The sequence below is a fragment of the Conexibacter stalactiti genome, from assembly GCF_033542075.1.
Taxonomy (GTDB): domain Bacteria; phylum Actinomycetota; class Thermoleophilia; order Solirubrobacterales; family Solirubrobacteraceae; genus Conexibacter; species Conexibacter stalactiti.
Map to the genome: position 1 here is coordinate 1 of NZ_JAWSTH010000111.1, position 20,646 is coordinate 20,646.

A 20,646-nucleotide genomic window follows, 5' to 3' on the forward strand; every position below is an offset into this window, starting at 1 on the left:
GGGCGCGCCGTCCCAGCCGTCGTAGCCGTTGTAGCCGGCCGCGCCGGCGGGACCGGCGGGCCCGCTCGCGCCGCGCGGGCCGGCGGCGCCGTCGGCGCCGTCGGCCCCGTCTCTGCCGTTCGCGCCGTCGAGCCCGTCGACGCCGTCGAAGCCGGGCTCGCCCGGCTCGCCGATCGGCAGACCGCCGCTGCTCGCCGCGACGCCGATGCGATGCACGCCGGCATCGGTGTTCGCTTCCAGCACCAGGGTGGCGGTCGCGACCGCGTTCGCCGCCGACGGCGCGAAGCGGATCGAGACGGTGCAGCTGGCGCCCGCCGCGACGGTGCCGCGCGTGCAGCTCTCGCTGGAGATCAGGAAGTCGTCGGCGTTGGTTCCCTCGACCCACAGCTCCTCGACGTCGAGCGGCTGGTCTCCGTGATTGGTGACGGTGACCGGGCGCGCGGCGCCGATCGTCTGCGCAGTCTGCGCCGGGAAGCTCGGCTTCGGCGCGAACAGGAACGGCTCGCCGGCTCTGACCGGCGAGGCCGGCAGGTTCAGCCTGCCGGGGAATCCGAGCCCCAGCGGGCCCGGGATGTTCAGCAGGCGGCCGGCGTCGGTGCAGAAGTCGCCGCCGGCGATCGCGGCGTTCGCGAGGCCCGCGGCGATCGTCGCCGAGCCGCTCAGCAAGTCGCGCGCCTGACCCGCGAGCGGCAGCGGCTCAGCTGGCGAGCCGAGCTCGACGCCGTCGGTCGTGAAGCGGTAGCCGGGCAGCGGGATCGTGCAGGTCGCGACGACCGGCGTCGCGAATCTGAGGATCACCTGGAAGTCACCGGTCAGCGTCACCTCGCCGGTCGTCTCGTCGAGCCTGCCGGTCATGTCGCTCACGGCGCCGATCGTGACGACCGCGCCGATGTCGTCGACCGGAACGCCAGGCAGCCCGAAGCCGGCGCCAGGGAAGGTGAGGTTGCCGGCGGCGTCGATCGTCCCCGGCCACGACAACGGAAAGCTCGACAGGTCCTCCGCGAGGTCGTCGTCTCTCAGCTGCAGCAGCACGCCCGCCGGTCTGAAGCTGACGGCGCCGGGCGTGAAGGCCGCGAGGGCGCTGCCGGCGAAGGCGAGCACGAGCGCGCCGGTCGCCGCCAGCAGAGCGAGAAGTCGTCGCATGGTGATCGTCCTGTCGTGAGGGAGGTGAGCGCGATGAGGGGCGCGGGCGGGCATCAGCGTCTGCCTCCGCGCGAGACGGTCGCGGCGTCGCTGATCGTGACGGCGCGGGTGGCGATGCGGACGTTGCCGGCGGCGTCCTTCGCCTGCACCGAGAGGCGGGCGCGCAGCTGCGCAGGGCGGCCGCGGCGGCGGGCGGCTCTCAGCGCCGCCTCGATCCGCTTCGCCTCCTTCGCGGCCGGCTTCAGCCGCAGCTGGCGTCTGCCGGCGGCGACCGTGACCGTCGCGCGCGCGAGCACGACCTCGACCGGGCGCGCTTCGGAGCCGCGCTTGCCGGGCGTCGTCGCCAGCGCGGAGGTGCGCAGGACGACGGTCAGCGTCGCCGCCTCGCCGACGTCGGCGGTGACGGCGAGGCCTGCTCTGCGCAGCGTCGCAAGCGGCAGGCGGCCGCTCGCCGCGATCGTCAGGCCCGGGGCGTCGACGTCCTCGACGGTCGCCGGCGGCCGCGGCTGCTGGCCGGGGCGCGGGTTCGGCACGCGCGGCGGCCGCTCCTGCGGCGGCAGCGGCGCGGGCGGCTGCTCGTCGACCGGCGGCTCGCCCTCACCATCTCTGCCGGGATCCTCTCTGTCCGGATCCTCTCTGCCAGGATCCACGGGCGCCGAACGGAAGGGGCCCGTCACCTCGTAGACGACGCCGGCGCCGTCGTGGCCGCGCTGGGAGGAGAAGTACATCCGCTCGCCATCGGGCGAGAAGATCACGCCGGCGAACTCGGACTTTCTGTGGATCTCGCCGTTGGCTCCGGACGTGCGCAGGAACGGCGCGATCACGCGCTCTGGCGTCACCATCACGATGTCGAACTCGGGCTGGCTGTTGTCCTCGCAGACGAAGACGTCGCCGGAGCGCGCGACGGTGAGGTTGTCGGGGCCGCGGAGGAACTCGCCGTTGCCGCTGGTGGCAGGGTCGTAGATCTTCTCCAGCGTCCGGGTCGTGGTGTCGTAGGACCACAGCGTGTTGTCGCCCTTCGTCGTGAAATAGACGAAGCCGCTGTCGAACCAGATCCCCTCGCCGCCGTTGAACTTGGTCGCGCTTCTCACCTGTCTGCGCGTCGCGCCGGCGACACCGAGCGGATCAGGGACCGCGCGCCAGCTGACGCGGTTGCTCGCGTTCACGACGGCGACCTCGAGCAGGCCGCTGGTGAGGTCGGGATAGGCATCGGGGGTGAAGCGGTAGAAGCAGCCGTCGCCCTCGTCCTCGGTCAGGTAGAGGCGCTTCTGCACGGGGTCGACGGCGACCGCCTCGTGGTTGAAGGTCCCCATCGCCGGGCGCATCACCGCGTCCTGCTCGCCGCGCGGGTCGCACTCCCACACCTGGCCGCCGCCGAACTCCTCGCAGGTCAGCCATGTGCCCCACGGCGTGCGGCCGCCGGCGCAGTTGGAGGAGGTGCCCCCGCAGATGCGGTAGGCGCTTCTGACGTTCCCCTGCGTGTCGAAGCGGAGCGCCGAGACGCCGCCGCCGATGGCCGCGGCCGTCTCGGAGTTCGAGACCAGCACCCAGCTGCCGTCCGGCTGCGCGAAGGTCGCCTGACCGTCGGAGGCGATGTGCCAGGTGTAGTCGGTCCCGGGGACCGGCAGGCCGCCGCGCGCCAGCTCGCGCGATCTGAAGCCGGGCGGCAGCATCAGCCCGTTGGCGTCGGGCGGCTGCAGCGGGCCGTAGGGACCGTCGCCGACAGTCGCGGGAGCGGCGAGCGCCGTGCGCCAGAAGGAGGGGCCGAGCGCGAGGATGCCCGCGGCGGCGGCGCCGCCCACGAGGAAGTCTCGACGACGAATCACAGTCATGCGCCGCATTAAGCGCGGGCAGTTTTCACCTATCTGTTACTTGTGGGTGAAGCGCTTGGGTGAAAGCGGTGAACGCGAGCTACGAACGCCGATGCGCCGGTCGCACCGGTTTCAACGCGGCGCGAGATAGCGGTCGAGCATGCCTCGCAGCTCGGCCAGCTCCGGCTCGCGCGCCGCCTCCGCGCCGTCGGCGAGCGTCTGCAGCACGAAGCCGCGCAGCGCCAGCTCGATCGAGCGCGCGACGATCGCCGGGTCGGAGGCGGCGATCGAGCCGTCCTCCACGCCCTCGCGCACCTGCACCTCGAAGGCGCCGACGACCGCCTGCTGGAAGCTGCCAAGTCGCGTCGTGACGTACGGCAGCAGCAGCTCCGGGTCGACGTCGACGATCCGCAGGAAGAGCGGGTTGCGCGTCAGCCTGTCGGCGCCGAGGACGGCGCCCTCGACAAGCCTCGCGCGCGTGTCGGGGCGCTGCGCCGCGACGCGGTCGACGTCCTCGATGATCGCCGAGAACTCGCGTGTCATCAGCGCCTGGATCAGCGAGGTGACATCCGGGTAGCGGCGGTAGAGCGTCATGCGGCTGACGCCGGCGCGCCGCGCGACGTCGGTCACCGTCGTGCGGCGCACGCCGACCGCCAGCACGCAGGCGCGCGTCGCGTCGAGCAGGGCGTCGTCTTCAACAGTGCGCTGTGACACGCGCTGAGTGGTATCAGGTCAAGCGCGCGGTCGTGTCCAATCCTGAGAGTCCGGCGCGCGCCCTTGCGCCAGCGCGCGCGGCAGGGGAAGATCGCGCGCGTGTCTTCAGACTCCCGCCCGGCTCGGCTGGATGCCGAGATCGAGGAGATCGTGCATATCCTGCGCCGCTACGGCGTGATGCCCGTGCAGCGCGTCGCGACGCTCGCGGGCGCCGACTACTGGCATGCCGACTCCCATTTCGGCCGCGCCCTGGAGCGCGCCGTGACGCTGAAACGGATCCGCCGGCTCGGGGTCGACCTCTACGAGCTGACCGAGGACGCCCCGGCGTGAGATCCTGGACGGCGTGATGAAGATCGTCGTCCCCGCCGTCCGCTACGGACTGCCGGTCGTGCTGACCGCGGTCGGCATCTGGCTGCTGGAGACGCGCGCGGAGAAATGGGGCGGCCTCGGCGTGATGCTGATCGGCACCGCCGTGATCGTGCTGATGCTCAACCTCCTCTTCCGCCTCAGCATCAAGAGCAACAACGAGCGCTGGCGCGAGGAGAAGGCGCGCGAGTACTACGACGAGCACGGCCACTGGCCCGAGGGCTACCACTAGCAGTCACGTCTCGGCGCCGCGTTCGCGGCATCTTCGCCCCGCCTCGGGCGCACCGCCGCCACCCCTGCGCAGAATCGTCACACCCCGCGCGCCACATTCCGCAGTTGTGCCGGCAAGGTTGGGAGCGTGCCGCCGCCTGCCGACCGTCGCAACTCTGCTGCGGCTTTACCGCAGCCAACCTGCACTGCTCCGGACCTGACCATCGCTCGTCTGGCAGATCGCCAGCATGGTGTTGTGGCACGCCGGCAGCTCGACGGGCTCGGGATCACTCCCTCGATGCTCGCCGTTCGCCTCGACGCGCGGCGGCTGATCAGACTTCACCGCGGCGTCTACGCCGTCGGGCATCGACACCTCACGCGTCAGGGCGAGTGGCTCGCTGGCGTGTTCGCCGCAGGTCCCGGCGCGGTCCTCAGCCACTACAGCGCCGCGGCGATGCACGGCCTGCGCGCGGAGCGCGGCAGACGCGTCTTCGTCACGACGACAGAGCTGCGCAAGACGACGAACTGGCTGGAAATCCATCCCCGTCGCTCGCTGGCACCCGAGGATCTGACGACTCGACACCGCATCCCCGTCACGACCGTCTCGCGCACGCTGGTCGACCTCGCCGACGTGCTCGGGCCGCGCCAGCTCGCACGCCTCGTCAACGAGGCCGACGTGCACAGAGTGCTCGACCTCGGCGCGATCGACGCCGTCCTCGAACGTCTTCGGGGACGGTGCGGGCGCGGCCCCGCCGCCCTGCGCGCCGCGCTCGACGCCCACGCCGGACCGGCGTTGCTGCGTTCCGAACTGGAGCACCGCTTCAAAGAACTGCTCGCCTCCCACTCGTTGCCGCCTCCCGAACACAACGTCGACATCGAGCGGTGGGAAGTCGATGCCTGCTGGCGAGAGCGGAGGCTCGTCGTGGAGCTGGACAGCCGCTTCCACGATACGCCGGCCGCGCGGCGCAAGGACGCGCGCAAGGAGGACGCGTTGCGCGCGGGCGGCTGGCGCGTCGTGCGCTACCGGTGGCGCGACATCGTCGGAGCGCCGTGGCGCACCGCGGAAGAGCTCCACCGCCTGCTCGTGTCGTGAACAGTGCAGGTCTACTACTGCGTGGCGGTAGTAGACCTGCAGTCCTGGGGCGACCGGCGCGCGCTACGCGCGCAGGGAGCGGCCGTCGGCGGCGGCGAAGACGTGGAGGGCGTCCGGGCGGAGGCGGAGCTGGGCGCGGTCGCCGGGGGCGAGCGCGCAGGCGGCGCCGAGGCGCGCGATCAGCAGCTCGCTGACCGCCTCCCCACCCGGCAGCCGCAGGTGCAGGTAGACGTCGGAGCCGAGCGACTCGCTCAGCTCGACCGGCGCGTCGACGGCGATCTCCTCGCCGCGCGCGACCGCGTCGCCGTCGGCCGCGCCCTCGACGAACGACTCGGGGCGCACGCCGACGATCACGCGGCCGTCGGCCGGCCGCGCGCCGCCGGGCAGCGGCAGCGGCAGCTCGCCGAGCGCGGTGCGGGCGACGCTGCCGTCGCCGATCAGCTCGCCCGGCAGCAGGTTCATCGGCGGCGAGCCGATGAAGCCGGCGACGAAGACGTTGACCGGCGTGTCGTAGAGGTCGCGCGGGGAGCCGACCTGCTGCAGCACCCCCGACTTCATGATCGCGACGCGGTCGCCGAGCGTCATCGCCTCGGTCTGGTCGTGCGTGACGTAGAGCGTCGTCGTGCCGAGGCGCTTCTGGATCCGCGCGATCTCGGCGCGCGTCTGAACGCGCAGCTTCGCGTCGAGGTTCGACAGCGGCTCGTCCATCAGGAACGCCTGCGGCTCGCGCACGATCGCGCGGCCCATCGCGACGCGCTGGCGCTGACCGCCGGAGAGCTGACCGGGCCGCCGCTCGAGGTGCTCGGAGAGGTCGAGGATCTCGGCCGCCTCTCTCACGCGCCGGTCGATCTCAGCCTTCGACAGCTTCGCCATCTTCAGCGCGAAGCCCATGTTTCTCGCGACCGACATGTGCGGGTAGAGCGCGTAGTTCTGGAAGACCATCGCGATGTCGCGACCCTTCGGCGGCAGCTCGTTGACGCGCTCGCCGCCGATCCGCAGCTCGCCGTCGCTGATCTCCTCCAGGCCGGCGACCATCCGCAGCGCGGTCGACTTGCCGCAGCCGGACGGCCCGACGAGGATCATGAACTCGCCGTCGGAGAGATCGAGGCTGAGCGAGTCGACCGCGAGCGTCCCGTCGGGGTAGCGCTTCGTGATCTCTTCCAGGGTGATGGCGGACATCGGGCTCTCCTACGACTGCGACTGCAGCGCTGCGAGACGGTGGACGATCCCCGCGGTGGCGGGGTACAGCTCGAGGTAGGCGGCGTACAGCTCCTCGTAGACGGCGGCGTCGGCGGCAGCCGGCGCGACGGTCGTGTCGGCGACGGTCCAGTCGGTCTCCGCCGGCACGATCCCGGCGGCGATCCCGGCCAGCAGCGCGTCGCCGTAGGCGGCGCCGGTCGTGACGCGCGGCACCTCCTGCGCGACGCCGGCGATCGACGAGACGACCTGCGTCCAGAGCTGGTTCTTGGTCCCGCCGCCGACGGCGATCACGCGCGAGCCGGGCGCCCCGGCGGCGGCGAACGCCTCCAGGTTGTGGCGCACGCCGTAGCCGATCGCCTCGTAGATCGCGCGCGCCAGCTCGGCGCGGCCGTGATCGAGCGTGAGGCCGGCGACGACGCCGCGCGCGTGGTTGTCGAAGACGGGTGAGCGCTCACCGGCGAAGTACGGCAGCACCAGCAGACCGCGCGCGCCCGCGGGCACCTCGGCCGCCTCGCGCGCGAGCGCGGCGAACGGCGTGCCGGAGAGCGAGCGCAGCCAGTCGGTCAGCGAGCCGCTCGTCGACATCCCGGCGGCGAGCGTCGGCGCCCCCGGTTCGACGCCCGCGGTCGACCACAGCCCGGCGGCGCGCGGCGAGGACGCCGCGACCTGGACGAAGAACATCGTCGAGCCGTACATCAGCATCAGGTCGCCCGGTCTGCGGACGCCGACGCTGAACGCCTCCGCCCACGCGTCGATCGTGCCGGCGGCGACCGGCAGCCCCTCGGGCAGTCCGGTGCGCGCGGCGGCCGCGGCGGTGACGGTGCCGACCTGCTCGCCCGGCCACACCAGCCGCGGCAGCTCGACGCCGGGGCAGACGTCCGGCGCCCAGTCGCGCGCCCAGTCAGCGGCCTCGAGGTCGTAGAGCGGATCGCACTGGCTCGCCGAGTGGTGGTCGAGCACGTACTCGCCGGTCAGCCGCGCGACCGCGAACGAGCTGGCCATGTACCAGCCGCGCGTCTGGTCCCACACGTCGCGCTCGTTGCGCGACAGCCACAGCAGCTTCGGGCCGAGCGCCTGGCTGGAGAGCTGCGAGCCGCAGCGCCTGAGGATCGCCTCATCGCTGAAACGGTCGGTCAGGTCCGCGACCTCGGCCTCCGCACGCGTGTCGACGCCGTAGAGGATCGCCGGCCGCAGCGGTCTGAGCGCGCCGTCGCAGGGAACGACGCACGGCCCGATGCCGCTGACGCAGATCCCTCTCAGCGCGCGACCCGCGACCCCGCCCAGCTCGCGCGCGAGCGCGACGACGTCGGTCCACCAGACCTCTTCGGCGTCGTGCTCGAACCAGCCCGGGCGCGGCCGCGAGACGAGGTGCGGCCGCTCCGAGGTCGCCACGACGGTGCCGTCGGGGGTCGCGAGCACGCCCTTGGAGGAGGCGGTGCCGACGTCGATCCCGAGCAGCAGCTCGCTGTGCGCGACGGCGCTCATCGCAGCACCCCGCGCGCGGCCAGCTGCTCGCGCGCGCAGGCGACGACGACGAGCGCCGCGGGCCCCGGCACGACCACCAGCAGGACCGGACCGAGCGCGCGCGCCAGCAGCACGCCGAGCACGGCGACGGCGATCCCGCCGAGCACCAGCAGCGGCAGCGTCGCCGCGATGCCGGCGCCGATCCGCCAGACATCGCGCACGCCCGCGGGCGCCTCGCCGGGAGCAGCGAACGCCCCCGCGGCCGCCGCGAGCGCGAACGGCGCGACGATCAGCGCGCAGCCGAGCACGACGAGGTTTGCCGCGAGCGACGCGGTCAGCACCAGCGCGCCCTGCTCGGAGGCGTCGATCGCGGCGAGCGCGACGGCGGCGAGCTGGGCGGGCACGAGCGCCGGCAGCGCCACGACCGGCCCGCGGCGGAAGCCGAGCGCGAAGGCGGCGCGGACGCGCGCGGCGCCGACGACGCGCCCGTCGAGGACCGGGTCGGCGAGCGCGCAGGCGGCGAACCAGGCCGGCGCGACGGTGACGGCCAGCAGCGCGGGCGCCAGCACGATCGCCGCGCCGCTGAGCGCGGCGCCGGCGGCGAGCAGGGCGCCGGCGAGCGCGAGCAGTCCGATCCCCGCCATCAGCGGCAGGTTGCGCCACAGCTGTGGTGCGACGACGGCGAGCGGCCCGCGCGCGGGGGACGCCCCGGGCTCCGAGGCGACGCTGCGCGAGCGCTGCGTCGCGCGGCCGGCGCGCGGCGCCGACGCGCTCACCCCTTCACCCCCGAGCTGGCGATCGAGTCGACCAGCGCGCGCTGGAAGAAGAGGAAGATCAGCAGCAGCGGCGCGACGATCAGCGTGATCGCGGCGAACACCACGACCGCCTCGCTCTCGCCCTGCGCGCCCTGCAGCGAGACGAGGCCGAGCGGCAGCGTCAGCTTGTCGGGCGAGGAGAGGAAGACGTTGGGCCAGAAGAAGTCGTTCCAGTAGACCTGGAAGAGGAAGATGGACAGCGCGACGATCGCCGGCCGCGCCAGCGGCAGGATGATCCGCCACAGGATCGTCAGCCGCCCGGCGCCGTCCACGCGTGCCGCGTCATCCAACTCGCGCGGGATCGAGAGCATGTACTGGCGCAGCAGGAAGATCCCCAGCGCGTTGACGAGGAACGGCAGGAAGACCGACGCGCGCGTGTCGACGAGGCCGAGCTCGCGCATCGCGATGAAGACGGGGATGATCGTGATCTGCTGCGGGATCATCAGGCCCGCGAGGAAGAGGATGAAGAGCGCGTTGCGGCCGCGGAACTCCATCCGCGAGAAGGCGTAGGCGGCGAGCACGCTGGTCGTCACCGCGCCGAGCGTGATGACGCCCGTGATGACGATGCTGTTGAGCAGCATCTTCCAGAACGGGATCAGGTCGAAGACCTTGCCGAAGGCGCTGAAGTCGAACTCGGTCGGGATCCACTTCGGCGGCAGCGCGAAGCGCTGCTCGGCCGGCAGGATCGTCGTCACGAAGACCCAGAGGATCGGCGCGATCATCAGCAGGCCGAGCGCGACGAGCGCCGCGCTCAGCGCGAGGTTGCCTGCACGCTTGGCGATCATCCCTCGAACACCCACCGGCGGCGCAGCAGGAACTGCACGAGCGTCGCGGCCAGCACGGCGACGAAGACGAGCAGGCCGATCGAGGCGGCGTAGCCGACCTCGTAGTTGCGGAAGCCGGTCTCGTAGAGGTACTGCACGACGCTGGAGGTCGCGCCGTCGGGTCCGCCGCGGGTCATGATGTACATCGGTTCGAAGATCTGGAAGGCGCCGATGAAGCTGATCACGACGATGAAGAAGATCGTCGGCGAGAGCATCGGCAGGGTCACGTGCCAGAAGCGTCTGACGGGTCCGGCGCCGTCGACCTCCGACGCCTCGTAGAGGTGGCCGGGGATCGCCTGCAGGCCGGCGAGGAAGACGACGAAGGCGAAGCCGATCGTGTGCCAGAGGTCGACGAGGATCAGCGCCGGCAGCGCGTAGGTCTTGTTCAGCAGCCAGCCGTCGGCGAGGCCGGGGATGCCGACCTTGTCGCCGTAGAAGGTCGCGATCCCGAAGTTGGGGTCCAGCGCGTACTGCCAGATCAGCGCGACGGCAGCCCACGAGACGAGGAACGGAAAGAAGAAGGCGGTGCGCAGGAAGTAGCGCGTCACGCGCCACATCTGTCGATTCACCGCAAGCGCCATGCCGAGGCCGACGACGACGTGCAGCACGATCGACCAGAAGGTGAAGATCAGCGTGTTGCCGAGCGCCTTGTGCAGGTCGCCGTCCTCGGCCAGGCGAGTGAAGTTGTCGAGGCCGATGAATCTCTTGCTGCCGAGCAGGTTCCAGTCGGTGAAGCTCAACGCGATGGCGCCGAACAGCGGCGCCACCACGAAGGTGAGGAAGAGCAACAGCGCCGGCGAGAGGAAGAGGTACGGCGTCAGCTTCTCGCCGCCCCGCGGGGAGCGCCGCCTGGGCGCTCCACCGACAGCACGGGACGTACCGACGATCTGTGTTGCTCCTGAGCTCACAGGTTCGCCGAGATCTCGTCCTGCATCTTCTTCATGCCGTCCTCCGCCGACGTGTTGCCGGTGAGGATCTGGCCCCAGATGTCCTCGATCTCCCGCTGGATGATGTTGTTTCTCGGCGGGGACGGGATCGGGGTCGCGTACTGCAGCGCCTCGTAGAGCTTCTCGGTCCCTCTCGGCGAGTCGTCGAGGAAGGCGGGGCTCTCGGCGACCGAGCGGCGCGCCGGCACGATCGTGCCGCCGCCCTTGGCGAAGTACGTCTCACCCTCCTCGGAGACGAGGAACTTCACGAACGTCCAGGCGTCCTCCTTGTTCTCGGAGGTCTTGAAGATCGGGTAGCCGGCCCAGCCGACCGGAGAGCCGCGCTCGGCCTTGTTGTGCGGCCATGCGAGCAGCTCGAACTTGTCGACCGCTCTCAGCGAGCGGACCTGCAGGATCGGCCAGCGGCCGCCGCCGAAGGCGGCCATTCTGCCCTGGATCGTGAGCGTGAAGCGGTCGAAGGAGCCGCCCGGCGCCGGGCTCAGTCTGTCCTGCACGAGCTTGCGCGCGAACTCGGCCGCCTCGATCGCCTCGGGCGTGTCACAGGTGGCGGTTCTCCAGTCGGCCGACATCGTCGAGGCGCCGTTGGTGGTGAGCCACGGCATCACGCCGATGAAGTATTCGGCGGTCGCCGGATAGAGGAAGGCGCCGGTGCGGTCCTTCACCTGTCTGCCGAGCTGGTAGAAGTCGTCCCAGGTCCAGTCGTCGGTCGGGACCTCGGCGCCGGCTCTTCTCACCACGTCGGTGTTGAGCCACAGGCACATCGTGTTGAAGTCACCCGGCAGGTAATACGTTCTGCCATCAGGTGAGCCCGACTCGGTGTTCCACTTGATCAGGTTCGGATCGACGTCGGCGAGCAGCTCGTCGAGCTCTCTTCTGTCTCTGCCGATGAAGTCGTCGAGCGGCTCCAGCAGGTTGGCGGAGGCGAACAGCTCGCGGCCCTCGGTCGCGATCTGGACGATGTCGTACTTGACGCCGCCGGCGATCTGCGTGTTGACCTTGTCGAAGAAGGCGGCCCAGTTGTCGACGGGGACGCCGGTCGCCTCGAGCTTGATCGTTCTGTTCGTGCGGCCGAACTCGGCGAACAGGTCGTTCCACGACTTCTGCTGCTCGGCGGTGCCCATGTAGACGAACGACAGCTCCGCGCCGCCGCCTCCACCGTCGCCGCCGCTGCCACTGCTGTCGTCGCTGCCGCACGCGGCGAGCAGGCTCGCGCTGGTGAGACCCGCGGCCGCGATCGCGCCGCTGCGCAGCAGGGACCGGCGCGACATGCCGGCGGCGAGCATGGCCGCCAGCCGATCGTCTCCTCGATTCGACGTCACGTCTCTCCTCCTTCACGCCGGCCGCGCCCTTGCGGCGGCCGACTGCGACCTGGATGGCCCACCCTGTGAAATCGATTTTCTGTGAAATCGGTTTCCCGGGGGCCGATGGAAGTTAGCCTGACCCTTGCGCCGCTGTCAAGGGGTGAATTTGCAGATCGACTTCCCCGTCACTGTGGGACTTGACACGGAACGAGCGCGATCCCTACGCTCTTGCGAGAGAGGCCAGAAATGGTTTTCTCAAGAATCGAGGAGAGAGGAGAGTGCAGAGGTGGTGACGATCAGCCAGGTGGCCGAGCACGCCGGCGTTTCGCCGGCAACCGTCTCGCGCGTCCTCAACGGCGACGAGAGAGTCGGCGACGAGTACAAGCAGCGCGTCCACGACGCCGTCGCGGCGCTCGGCTACCGCCCCAACCGTCTCGCCCGCTCGCTGCGCACGCAGCGCCGCTCCGCGATCGGCGTCGTCGTCTCCGACATCGAGAACCCGCACTTCAGCGAGATGGTGCGCGCGGTCGAGGACCTCGCCTACGGCGCCGGCCACCACCTGCTCGTCTGCAACACCGACGAGTCGGCGGAGAAGCAGCGCACGTACCTGGAGATGCTCGCCGACGAGCACGTGCTCGGCGTGATCCTCTCCCCCTCGCACCCCGCCGGCGAGGAGATCGGGCTGCTGATCGACCGCGGCATCCCCGTCGTCGCCTTCGACCGCGAGGTCTCCGACCAGCGCGCCGACGTCGTCATCGCCGACAACGTCAAGGGCGCCCGCACCGCGACCGAGCTGCTGCTCAGAGCCGGCCACACCGACGTCGTCTACGTCGGCGGCCGCAGCGACGTCGAGACCGGCGCCGAGCGGCTCGACGGCTACGCGCTGACGATGCGCCGCGCGGGTCTTGTCCCGCGCGTCGCCGAAGCCGACTTCAGGATCGAAGGGGCGCGCGCGGCGATGACCGAGCTGCTCGCCGCCCCGCAGCGCCCCACGGCGCTCGTCGTCGCCAACAACCTGATGACCGTCGGCGTCCTCGCCGCCATGCGCGAGCACGGCCTGCGCGCGCCCGACGACCTCGCGCTCGTCGGGATCGACGATCCCTTCTGGGCGCCGTACCTCGATCCGCCGCTGACCGTCGTCGCGCAGCCCGTGCGCAAGATGGCGGCAGACGCGATGGAGCTGCTGCACGACCGCGTCAGCGGCCGGCGCACCGAGCCGCGCCGCATCGTGCACCCGTTTGAGCTGCGCCGCCGCGTCTCGTGCGGCACGGCAGATCCAACCACGCAGTAGGAGAACAGATGGCCCGCATCGCGCTGATGACCATGTCGGACGGGCGTCCGATGGTGCATCGCGACATCGAAGCGTTCGGACTCGACGTCCAGCGCCGGATCGCCGCTGCGCTCGGCGGCGCCGGCCACGAGGTGATCGCCGCGGAGGCGTCGATCACGACGAACGCCGACGCGGTCCAGACCGCACGCAGACTCGCCGACACGCGCGCCGATCTGACGCTGCTGAACATCCCCGTCTGGGCCTTCCCGCACTTCTCCGTGCTCGCCGCCAACGAGACCGACGGGCCGCTCGCGCTCTTCTCCAACGTCGACCCGCAGTACCCGGGCATGGTCGGCATGCTCGCCGCCGGCGGCGGCCTCGACCAGCTCGGACGCGTCCACACGCGCGCGTGGGGCGACGTCGGCGACGCCGACGTGCTGGAGCGGCTCGGCGGGCTCGCGCGCGCCGGTGCCGCCGTCCGCGGCTTGAGAGGCTCGACCTTCGGCCGCATCGGCGGCCGCCCGATGGGCATGTACACCGCCGTCTCCTCCAGCGACCAGTGGATGCGCGAGTTCGGCATCGACACCGAGGAGATCGACCAGTACGAGCTGGTCCGCCGCGCCGAGCTGGTCGACCCGGCCGTCGCGCGCGCCGGCCGCGAGTGGCTGGAGCAGCAGACGACCGTCCACTACGACGGCCGGCTGCTGACGCCGGAGCTGCTGGAGCGCCAGGTCCGCACCTACGTCGCGATGCGCGAGCTGATCGACGACTGCAAGCTCGACTTCAGCGGCATCAAGGCGCAGCCGGAGCTGACCAACAACTACTGCACGATGGACGTCGCCGAGGCGCTGCTGAACGACCCCTACGACTGGAACGGGCCGAAGGCGCCGCACATCTGCGCGACCGAGGCAGACATGGACGCGGCGCTGACGATGCAGATCCTCCACCGCCTCTCGGACACGCCGGTGCTGTTCGCCGACGTCCGCCACCACCACGCCGACATCGACGTCTGGGACCTCTGCAACTCCGGCCAGCACGCGACCTGGTTCGCCGCCCGCTCCGACGACGCGGCCGAGAACCTCAGCAAGGTCCACCTCTACCCCGAGGACTTCTACTTCCCCGCCGGCGGCGCCTCCGTCCACCACCTCGCCGCGCCCGGCGAGATGACCTTCGCGCGCCTGACGCGGCTCGACGGCCGCTACCGCATGCACGTGCTGAAGGGCGAGTTCGTGCAGTTCGACGCGGCCGAGAACGAGCGCCTGATGAGAGCGTCGTCGTACGTCTGGCCGCACGCCTTCGCGCGCTTCGACGCCGATGCCGCCGAGTTCCTCTCGCGCTACGGCTCCAACCACATCCACGCGATCCCCGGCGACCACGTCGAGTCGCTGCGCGCCGTCTGCCGCTTCATGAACGTCGACTTCGACGGCTTCGGCCCGCTCGCGGCGTGAGCGCGCCCGCGGGCAGACCGACCGTCCGCCGCCACAGCGGCGATGACCGCCGCGCCGTCGCGCTGCCGCTCGGCGGCGTCGGCGCCGGCCACGTCGCGCTCGGCGGCGACGGCGTCCTGCGCCAGTGGCAGCTCCACAACCTGCCCAACCACGCCGGCGAGCTGCCGCAGGCGCTGTTCGCGCTGCGCGCCTCCTCGGTCGAGCCGCCGCTCGACGTCCGCCGCGTGCTGCACACCGCGCCGCTGCCGGCGCCCGCCCAGCCGGCGCCGAACGTCGACGACCACCTCCCGGCCGCGCGCGTCGACGGCAGCACCGCCGGCTGGCCGTCGGTCGCCGCGACGACCTTCGAGAGCGCCTACCCGTTCGCGCGCGTGCGGTTCGAGGACGCCGAGCTGCCGGTGACCGTCGAGCTGGAGTCGCACACGCCGTTCGTACCGCTCGACGAGGAGGCCTCCGGCCTGCCGCTGGTCGTGCACGAGCTGACGCTGAGCAACGTGACCGAGCTGACGATCCACGGCTTCGCGCTCGCGACGCTGCCCAACGCCGTCGGCTGGGACGGGATCACGCCGCTGCACGACGAGCGCTGCGGGCTGCTCGGCGGCAACGTGAACCGGTTGATCCGCGGCAGCGAAGCGACCACCGTCCTGATGGACAACCCGCTGCTGGCCGAGGACGACCCCGGCTACGGCCAGATGGCGCTGTGGAGCGACCACGCCTGCGTGCCGCTGCCGCGCGCGGCGCGGGCGCTCGACGCGCTGCGCTTCCTCGACACGCTCAAGCTGCTCGGCCCGACGCAGACCGGCGACTGGTCGGAGGCGGCGGTGCGCGCCGCCGTCGCCGACTCGACGACGCCGCAGCGCGTCCCGACCGGTCCCAGCCCCGCCGGCACGACCTGGACCGGCGCGCTCGCGATCCCGTTCGCGCTCACGCCCGGCGCCACCACGACCGTCCGCGTCGTGCACGCCTGGTGGTTCCCAAACCGCACCGTCGACTTCGACCAGTTCGGCCCCGAGCGCAACCTCGGTCCGAGCCGCCTGTGGGTCGGCAACTGGTACGGCACCCGCTTCCCCGGCGGCGTCGCCGACGTGCTCGACGAGTTCGCCGCCCACGGCGACGCGCTCGTCGCCGCCTCGCGCACGTGGGCGCACGCCGTCGCCGACGCCGACCTGCCGGAGATCGTCGTCGACGTGCTCGATGCGCAGCCGTCGCTGGTGCGCTCGCCGACGACCCTCCGCACCGCCGACGGCAACCTCTTCGGCTTCGAGGGCGGCCTCGGCGTCTCGACGCTGAACTGGAACGGGCTCGCAGGCGGCTCCTGCCCGCTCACGTGCACGCACGTGTGGAACTACGAGCAGGCGCTGGCGCGGATCTTCCCCGCCCTCGAGCGCACGATGCGCGACGTCGAGCTGGACGTGACGCAGGCGCCGGAGGGCTACCTCCCGCACCGCGTCGTGCTGCCGCTGTGGATGCCTCAGCTCCACGGCGTCGGGATCGGCGGCCCCGAGCGTCCGGCCCTCGACGGGATGCTCGGGGCGCCGCTCAAGGCATACCGCGAGCTGCGCCAGGGCGCGGGGCTCGACTGGCTGCGCTCCAGATGGGCGCGGCTCCAGCGCCTGATGACGTACGTGATCGAGACGTGGGATCCGCGGGAGACGGGCGTGCTGCGCGGTGACCAGCCGGTCACGCACGACATCTCGCTGCAAGGGCCGAACATGTTCGTCGGCGGCCTCTGGCTGGCCGCGCTGCGCGCGATGGAGGAGCTGACGCGCGCGCTCGGCGAGTCCGAGTCCGACGCGGCGGCCTGGCGGGCGCGGTTCGAGCGTGCGAGCGCGCGGTACGACGAGCTGCTGTGGAACGGCGAGTACTACACGCAGCGCTCCGAGGGCGAGGCGTTCGACTTCGGCGACGGCTGCCTCGCCGACCAGCTGCTCGGCCAGTGGTGGGCGCATCAGCTCGAGCTGGGGCACCTGCTGCCGGTCGAGCACGTGCGCACGGCGCTGCGCTCGATCATCGCCAACAACCTGCGCGACAGGCTCGGCGAGCTGGAGCACGGCTACCGCTATTTCGCCGACGCCGACGACAGCGGCCTGCTCAACTGCACGTGGCCGAAGGGCGGGCGCCCGGAGGTGCCGATCCGCTACTGCGACGAGGTCTGGACCGGCGTCGAGTACCAGGTCGCCGCGCACTGCCTGATGGAGGGCCTGGAGGAGGAGGGCCTGCGGCTGCTGCGCGCGCTGCGCGCCCGCTACGACGGCAGCCGCCGCAACCCCTACAACGAGATCGAGTGCGGCGACCACTACGCGCGCGCGATGGCCGGCTGGTCCGTGCTGGAGGCGCTGACCGGCTACCGCTACGACGCGCTCGGCGCGCGCGTGGCGGTCAGCGGGCGAACGGGCTCCTTCCCCTTCCTCGCCGGCTCGGCGTGGGGCACGCTGACGGTGCGCGACAACGCGGTCGAGTTCGCGACCGCGTGGGGTGAGGCACCGCTCGGTTCCGTCGAAGTCGACGGCGCGACCTTCGCGCTCCCGGCCGGCACGACGCTGCGAGCCGGCGAGTCCGTCGTCGTCAGGCGCTAGTCGAGCAGCGCTTCGAGGCGGTAGGCCAACGCCTCGAGCGCCAGCTCTTCGGTGACGTTGCTGCGCAGCCGTCGGCGGGTCTCCTCGACCAGCTCGACGGCCTCGCGCAGCTGCGTCGCTCGGCGCCCCTCCGCGTCGCGCGTCAGCTCGTCGACGCGGTCGGTGTGGTGGATCAGCTCGGGCGTCTCCCACAGCAGGCAGGCGACGTCGCGGAACCACAGCGAGGAGAGCTGCAGACCGAGGTCGAGCGCGCCGGTCTCGACCCGCCGTCTCGTCCGTCTGATCCGCTCGGAGTAGGCGTTCTCGAGCTTGCGTCTGTCTCTTCTGGAGACGACCTCCAGCTCGTCCGCGAGCTGCGCCTCCAGTCTCGCGACCGCCTCCTCGCCGCGCGCTCTCTTGACCTTCAGCAGCTCCGTCCACGGTCTCGTCGCGGCGACCTTGCCGTGGATCGCGGCGCGCGCGAAGCGCTCCCCGCCGGCCCGCAGCGCCGGCCCGTCGCCGAGCGCCAGCTCCAGCGCCCGCTCGCCGTCGCCGAGCGCCAGCCGCGCGCAGGCGCGTGCCAGCTCCGGCGGCACGCCGTGGCGGCCGACGCGCTCCTCCAACTGGGTGGTCGTGAGCGCGTCGAAGCGGACCAGCTGACACCGCGAGCGGATCGTCGGCAGCACCTCCGCGAGGCGGTCGCTGAGCAGCACGATGTGGACGAACGAGGCCGGCTCCTCGAGCGTCTTGAGCATCTTGTTCGCGGCCTGCTCGATCAGCGTGTCGGCGCGCTCGATCACGAACACGCGGCGCGCCGACTCGAACGGCGTCATCGCCGCCGCCGCGACGACCGCCTCCTCGATGTCGCCGACGAGCATCTCGTGCGCGCCGCTCGGCGCGACCCACGTGAGATCGGGATGGGTGCCGTGCTCGACGCGCCTGCGGACGCCGTCGGGGTCGGGCGCCCCGTCGGCCAGCAGCGCGGCGGCGAAGGCGCGCGCCGCGGTCCGCTTGCCGCTGCCGGCGGGACCGTGGAAGAGGTAGGCGTGCGACGGCCGGCCGCCGGGCGCCAGCGCGGCGCCGAGCGTCGCGCGCGCGTTTGGGTGGTGCTCTGTCCCGGCGAGGGTCGCCATGCGCCGTCGAGGTTATCCGGGCGCGCCCCCTCACGCCCGACCGGCACTCGAACGCAGCCGGCACGGGTACGGTCACGCCATGGCTTCCAGACGCCCCATCTCAGGTCAGGTCGTGCTCGTCACCGGCGCCGCCCGCGGGATCGGCGCGGGGGCGGCCCGCGCGCTCGCGGCGCGCGGGGCAAAGGTCGCGCTCGTCGGGCTGGAGCCCGAGGAGCTGGCGAAGGTCGCCGCCGAGTGCGGCCCCGACGCCGCCTGGTTCGAGGCCGACGTGACCGACCCGGAGGCGATCAACGCCGCCGTCGAGGCGGCCGTCGAGCGCTTCGGCGGCATCGACGTCGTGATCGCCAACGCCGGCATCGCGACCGGCGGCACCGTCCGCTCGATCGACCCGGCCGCGTGGGAGCGGGTCGTCGAGGTCAACCTCTTCGGCAGCTGGCGGACCGTCCGCGCGGCGCTGCCGCACGTGATCGCGCGGCGCGGCTACGTGCTCCAGATCGCCTCGTTCGCGGCCGTGGCGCACGCGCCGTTCATGTCGGCCTACAGCGCCAGCAAGGCCGGCGTCGAGGCGTTCGCCAACTCGCTGCGGACCGAGGTCGCGCGCCACGGCGTCGACGTCGGCGTCGCCTATTTCTCCTGGATCGACACCGACATGGTGCGCGGCGCCGACGAGCGCAGCGAGTTCGGCGGGATGCGCAAGAAGATCGCCGGCCCGCTCGGCAAGACGTCCACGCTCGAGCAGTGCATCGACGGCGTCGTCGACGGGATCGAGCGGCGCCGCCGCTGGATCACCGTGCCCGGCTGGGTGCGCGCCGCGATCCTGCTGCGCGGCCCGTTCGCGGTGATCGCCGACCGCGCGGGGCGCAGAGAGGTGCCGGAGGTCGAGGACCGCATGCTCGCCGCGATCGAGCGCGAGGGCGCGGCGGCCGTGACGGCGCCGGTCGGCGCCGGCGGCGCGGCCGACAGCAAGGCGAAGCGGAGCAGCTGAGGATCAGGCCGGCGCGTGGAGATGTGCCACCAGCTCGCGCCGCGGCTGAACGACAGCAGCTGGCCTGTGCGCATCGATCCGGATGGCACGGGTACGCTCGCGGCGACTCACGCCGCACGTTCGCTCGCGATGGTCCGACCAGGGGGTTGCCGATGCCGGTTCAGGGAAGCAGTCGCCGGCTCGCCCGCGTCGCCTTTTCGATCGCGTTCGCGACGGTCGGGTCGACCGCTGCCGCGGCCGCGCCGGCCGACGCCGCCCGCTTCGCGCTCGGCGGCTGTGGCGACGGGCGGACCGTCGCACCGGCCTACGATGACCTCAACGCCGACCGCGTCACCCGCTGCGCGCGCCTGCGGGTGCCGCTCGACCACGGCGGGCGGATCCCCGGTCAGCTGCGCCTGTCGGTGCGGGCGCTGGTGCCGAGAGGGCGACCGGTCGCCGGCACGCCGGTCGTCCACCTCTCGGGAGGGCCGGGCGAGGCGGCGACGCGCTTCCTCGACCAGGCCGGCGAGGGGCTCGGCGAGGCGCTCGGCCGTCGCCTGCTCGTCACGTTCGACCAGCGCGGCACCCGCGACTCGGGCGCGCTGCGCTGCCCGTCGTTGCAGCGATCGGGCGACAGCGACGCCCGCTTCGACGCCGCCGTCGCGGCCTGCGCGAGACGGCTTGGCCCGCGCCGCGCGCTCTACGGCACCGCCGCCTCGGTCGAGGACCTCGAAGCGCTGCGCATCGCGCTGAGAGCGCCGAAGCTGATCCTCTGGGGCACCTCGTACGGGACGAAGCTCGCGCTCGACTACGCCGCCCGCCACCCCGACGGCGTCGCGCGGCTCGTGCTCGACTCGGTCGTGCCGCCGGCCGGCGTCGACCCCTTCATGCGCAGCAGCTTCGCCGCGATCCCGCGCGTGCTCCGCGCCCTCTGCGCGGGCGGCGCCTGTCCCTTCACCGCCGACCCGGCCGGCGACCTCGCGACGCTCGTGCAGCGGATGCGCGCGAGCGGTCCGCTGCGCGGCCGCTGGGTCGACCACCGCGGCCGGGCGCGCTCGATCGCGCTCGCGCCCGAGCGGCTGCTCGACCTGCTGGTAGACGGCGACATGGATCCGTTCGCGCGCCTCGCCTTCCCGGCCGCCGTGCGCGCGGCCGTCGACGGCGACCTCGCGCCGCTGGCCCGCGCCGTCGCGCCGCCGCGCTTCGGCTCCCGCGGCGGCGTCTCCGACTACGCCGCGCTCTTCCTCGCCACCCGCTGCGCCGACGGTCCGCATCCGTGGCCGGCGGCGACGCCGGCCGACCAGCGCGCCGCTGCCGCGGCCGCCGCGCTGGCCGCCCTGCCGCCTGCCGCGCTCGCGCCGTTCGACGCCGCGACCGTGCGCGAGGAC

The 20,646-nt window shown here is 72.4% G+C and carries 18 protein-coding genes; 8 read left to right on the forward strand and 10 right to left on the reverse strand.

The annotated features are described in order from the left end of the window. The 3 genes from R7226_RS26580 to R7226_RS26590 all read right to left on the reverse strand — a co-directional run. On the reverse strand, positions 1–1,143 hold a 1,143-nt coding region (locus R7226_RS26580; protein ID WP_318600416.1), incomplete at its 3' end, for a choice-of-anchor D domain-containing protein. Between the two features lie 53 nt (positions 1,144–1,196). Continuing rightward, the gene (locus R7226_RS26585; RefSeq protein WP_318600417.1) at positions 1,197–2,975 is read right to left on the reverse strand and encodes an alkaline phosphatase PhoX; all 1,779 of its coding nucleotides are present in this window, start codon (positions 2,973–2,975) and stop codon (positions 1,197–1,199) included. Between the two features lie 111 nt (positions 2,976–3,086). After that, positions 3,087–3,668: a TetR/AcrR family transcriptional regulator gene (locus R7226_RS26590; protein WP_318600418.1), complete on the reverse strand. Its 582-nt coding sequence runs from the start codon at positions 3,666–3,668 to the stop codon at positions 3,087–3,089. A 63-nt stretch (positions 3,669–3,731) separates the two neighbouring features. Between R7226_RS26590 and R7226_RS26595 the strand changes: the two genes are divergently transcribed. From R7226_RS26595 to R7226_RS26605, 3 genes are all read left to right on the forward strand, one after another. Then, entirely contained in the window at positions 3,732–3,998 is a 267-nt protein-coding gene (locus tag R7226_RS26595) for a hypothetical protein (RefSeq protein WP_318600419.1), read from the forward strand. A gap of 16 nt (positions 3,999–4,014) precedes the next feature. Next, positions 4,015–4,266 carry a hypothetical protein gene (locus tag R7226_RS26600; RefSeq protein WP_318600420.1) on the forward strand — a complete coding sequence of 84 codons (252 nt, stop codon included), beginning with the start codon at positions 4,015–4,017 and terminating at the stop codon, positions 4,264–4,266. Positions 4,267–4,392: 126 nt separating this feature from the next. Beyond that, the gene (locus R7226_RS26605; RefSeq protein ID WP_318600421.1) at positions 4,393–5,337 is read left to right on the forward strand and encodes a DUF559 domain-containing protein; all 945 of its coding nucleotides are present in this window, start codon (positions 4,393–4,395) and stop codon (positions 5,335–5,337) included. Between the two features lie 63 nt (positions 5,338–5,400). Here R7226_RS26605 and R7226_RS26610 read toward each other — a convergent pair whose 3' ends face one another. The 6 genes from R7226_RS26610 to R7226_RS26635 all read right to left on the reverse strand — a co-directional run bounded on the left by R7226_RS26610 (position 5,401) and on the right by R7226_RS26635 (position 11,855). After that, positions 5,401–6,516: an ABC transporter ATP-binding protein gene (locus R7226_RS26610; RefSeq protein WP_318600422.1), complete on the reverse strand. Its 1,116-nt coding sequence runs from the start codon at positions 6,514–6,516 to the stop codon at positions 5,401–5,403. 9 nt (positions 6,517–6,525) lie between these two features. Next, a complete protein-coding gene (locus tag R7226_RS26615; protein WP_318600423.1) occupies positions 6,526–8,022 on the reverse strand; it encodes an FGGY-family carbohydrate kinase in 1,497 nt (498 codons plus the stop codon). Next, the gene (locus R7226_RS26620; protein ID WP_318600424.1) at positions 8,019–8,777 is read right to left on the reverse strand and encodes a hypothetical protein; all 759 of its coding nucleotides are present in this window, start codon (positions 8,775–8,777) and stop codon (positions 8,019–8,021) included. Before R7226_RS26620 ends, R7226_RS26615 begins: the two co-directional genes overlap by 4 nt. Continuing rightward, positions 8,774–9,601 (reverse strand): carbohydrate ABC transporter permease, encoded by an 828-nt coding sequence (locus R7226_RS26625; protein WP_318600425.1) that lies wholly within the window; start codon positions 9,599–9,601, stop codon positions 8,774–8,776. The genes R7226_RS26620 and R7226_RS26625 overlap by 4 nt, the downstream gene beginning before the upstream one ends. Beyond that, positions 9,598–10,428 (reverse strand): carbohydrate ABC transporter permease, encoded by an 831-nt coding sequence (locus R7226_RS26630; protein WP_318600426.1) that lies wholly within the window; start codon positions 10,426–10,428, stop codon positions 9,598–9,600. Before R7226_RS26630 ends, R7226_RS26625 begins: the two co-directional genes overlap by 4 nt. 116 nt (positions 10,429–10,544) lie before the next feature. Further along, complete coding sequence (locus R7226_RS26635; RefSeq protein ID WP_318600427.1) at positions 10,545–11,855, reverse strand: ABC transporter substrate-binding protein; 1,311 nt, start codon at positions 11,853–11,855, stop codon at positions 10,545–10,547. A 319-nt stretch (positions 11,856–12,174) separates the two neighbouring features. Between R7226_RS26635 and R7226_RS26640 the strand changes: the two genes are divergently transcribed. From R7226_RS26640 to R7226_RS26650, 3 genes are read left to right on the forward strand one after another with little or no spacing between them, the layout of a single operon-like run. Beyond that, positions 12,175–13,179 (forward strand): LacI family DNA-binding transcriptional regulator, encoded by a 1,005-nt coding sequence (locus R7226_RS26640; RefSeq protein WP_318600428.1) that lies wholly within the window; start codon positions 12,175–12,177, stop codon positions 13,177–13,179. A gap of 8 nt (positions 13,180–13,187) precedes the next feature. Continuing rightward, the gene (locus R7226_RS26645; protein WP_318600429.1) at positions 13,188–14,606 is read left to right on the forward strand and encodes an L-fucose/L-arabinose isomerase family protein; all 1,419 of its coding nucleotides are present in this window, start codon (positions 13,188–13,190) and stop codon (positions 14,604–14,606) included. Continuing rightward, a complete protein-coding gene (locus tag R7226_RS26650) occupies positions 14,603–17,182 on the forward strand; it encodes a GH116 family glycosyl hydrolase (RefSeq protein WP_318600430.1) in 2,580 nt (859 codons plus the stop codon). The genes R7226_RS26645 and R7226_RS26650 overlap by 4 nt, the downstream gene beginning before the upstream one ends. On the opposite strand, the gene R7226_RS26655 is transcribed toward R7226_RS26650, so the two are convergent. Then, complete coding sequence (locus R7226_RS26655; protein ID WP_318600431.1) at positions 17,179–18,294, reverse strand: hypothetical protein; 1,116 nt, start codon at positions 18,292–18,294, stop codon at positions 17,179–17,181. The genes R7226_RS26650 and R7226_RS26655 overlap by 4 nt on opposite strands. Positions 18,295–18,373: 79 nt before the next feature. On the opposite strand from R7226_RS26655, the gene R7226_RS26660 reads away from it, so the two are divergent. Continuing rightward, the gene (locus tag R7226_RS26660; RefSeq protein ID WP_318600432.1) at positions 18,374–19,279 is read left to right on the forward strand and encodes an SDR family oxidoreductase; all 906 of its coding nucleotides are present in this window, start codon (positions 18,374–18,376) and stop codon (positions 19,277–19,279) included. 152 nt (positions 19,280–19,431) lie between these two features. Beyond that, positions 19,432–20,646, forward strand: a 1,215-nt coding sequence (locus R7226_RS26665) for an alpha/beta fold hydrolase (protein ID WP_318600433.1), incomplete at its 3' end; no start/stop codon positions are given.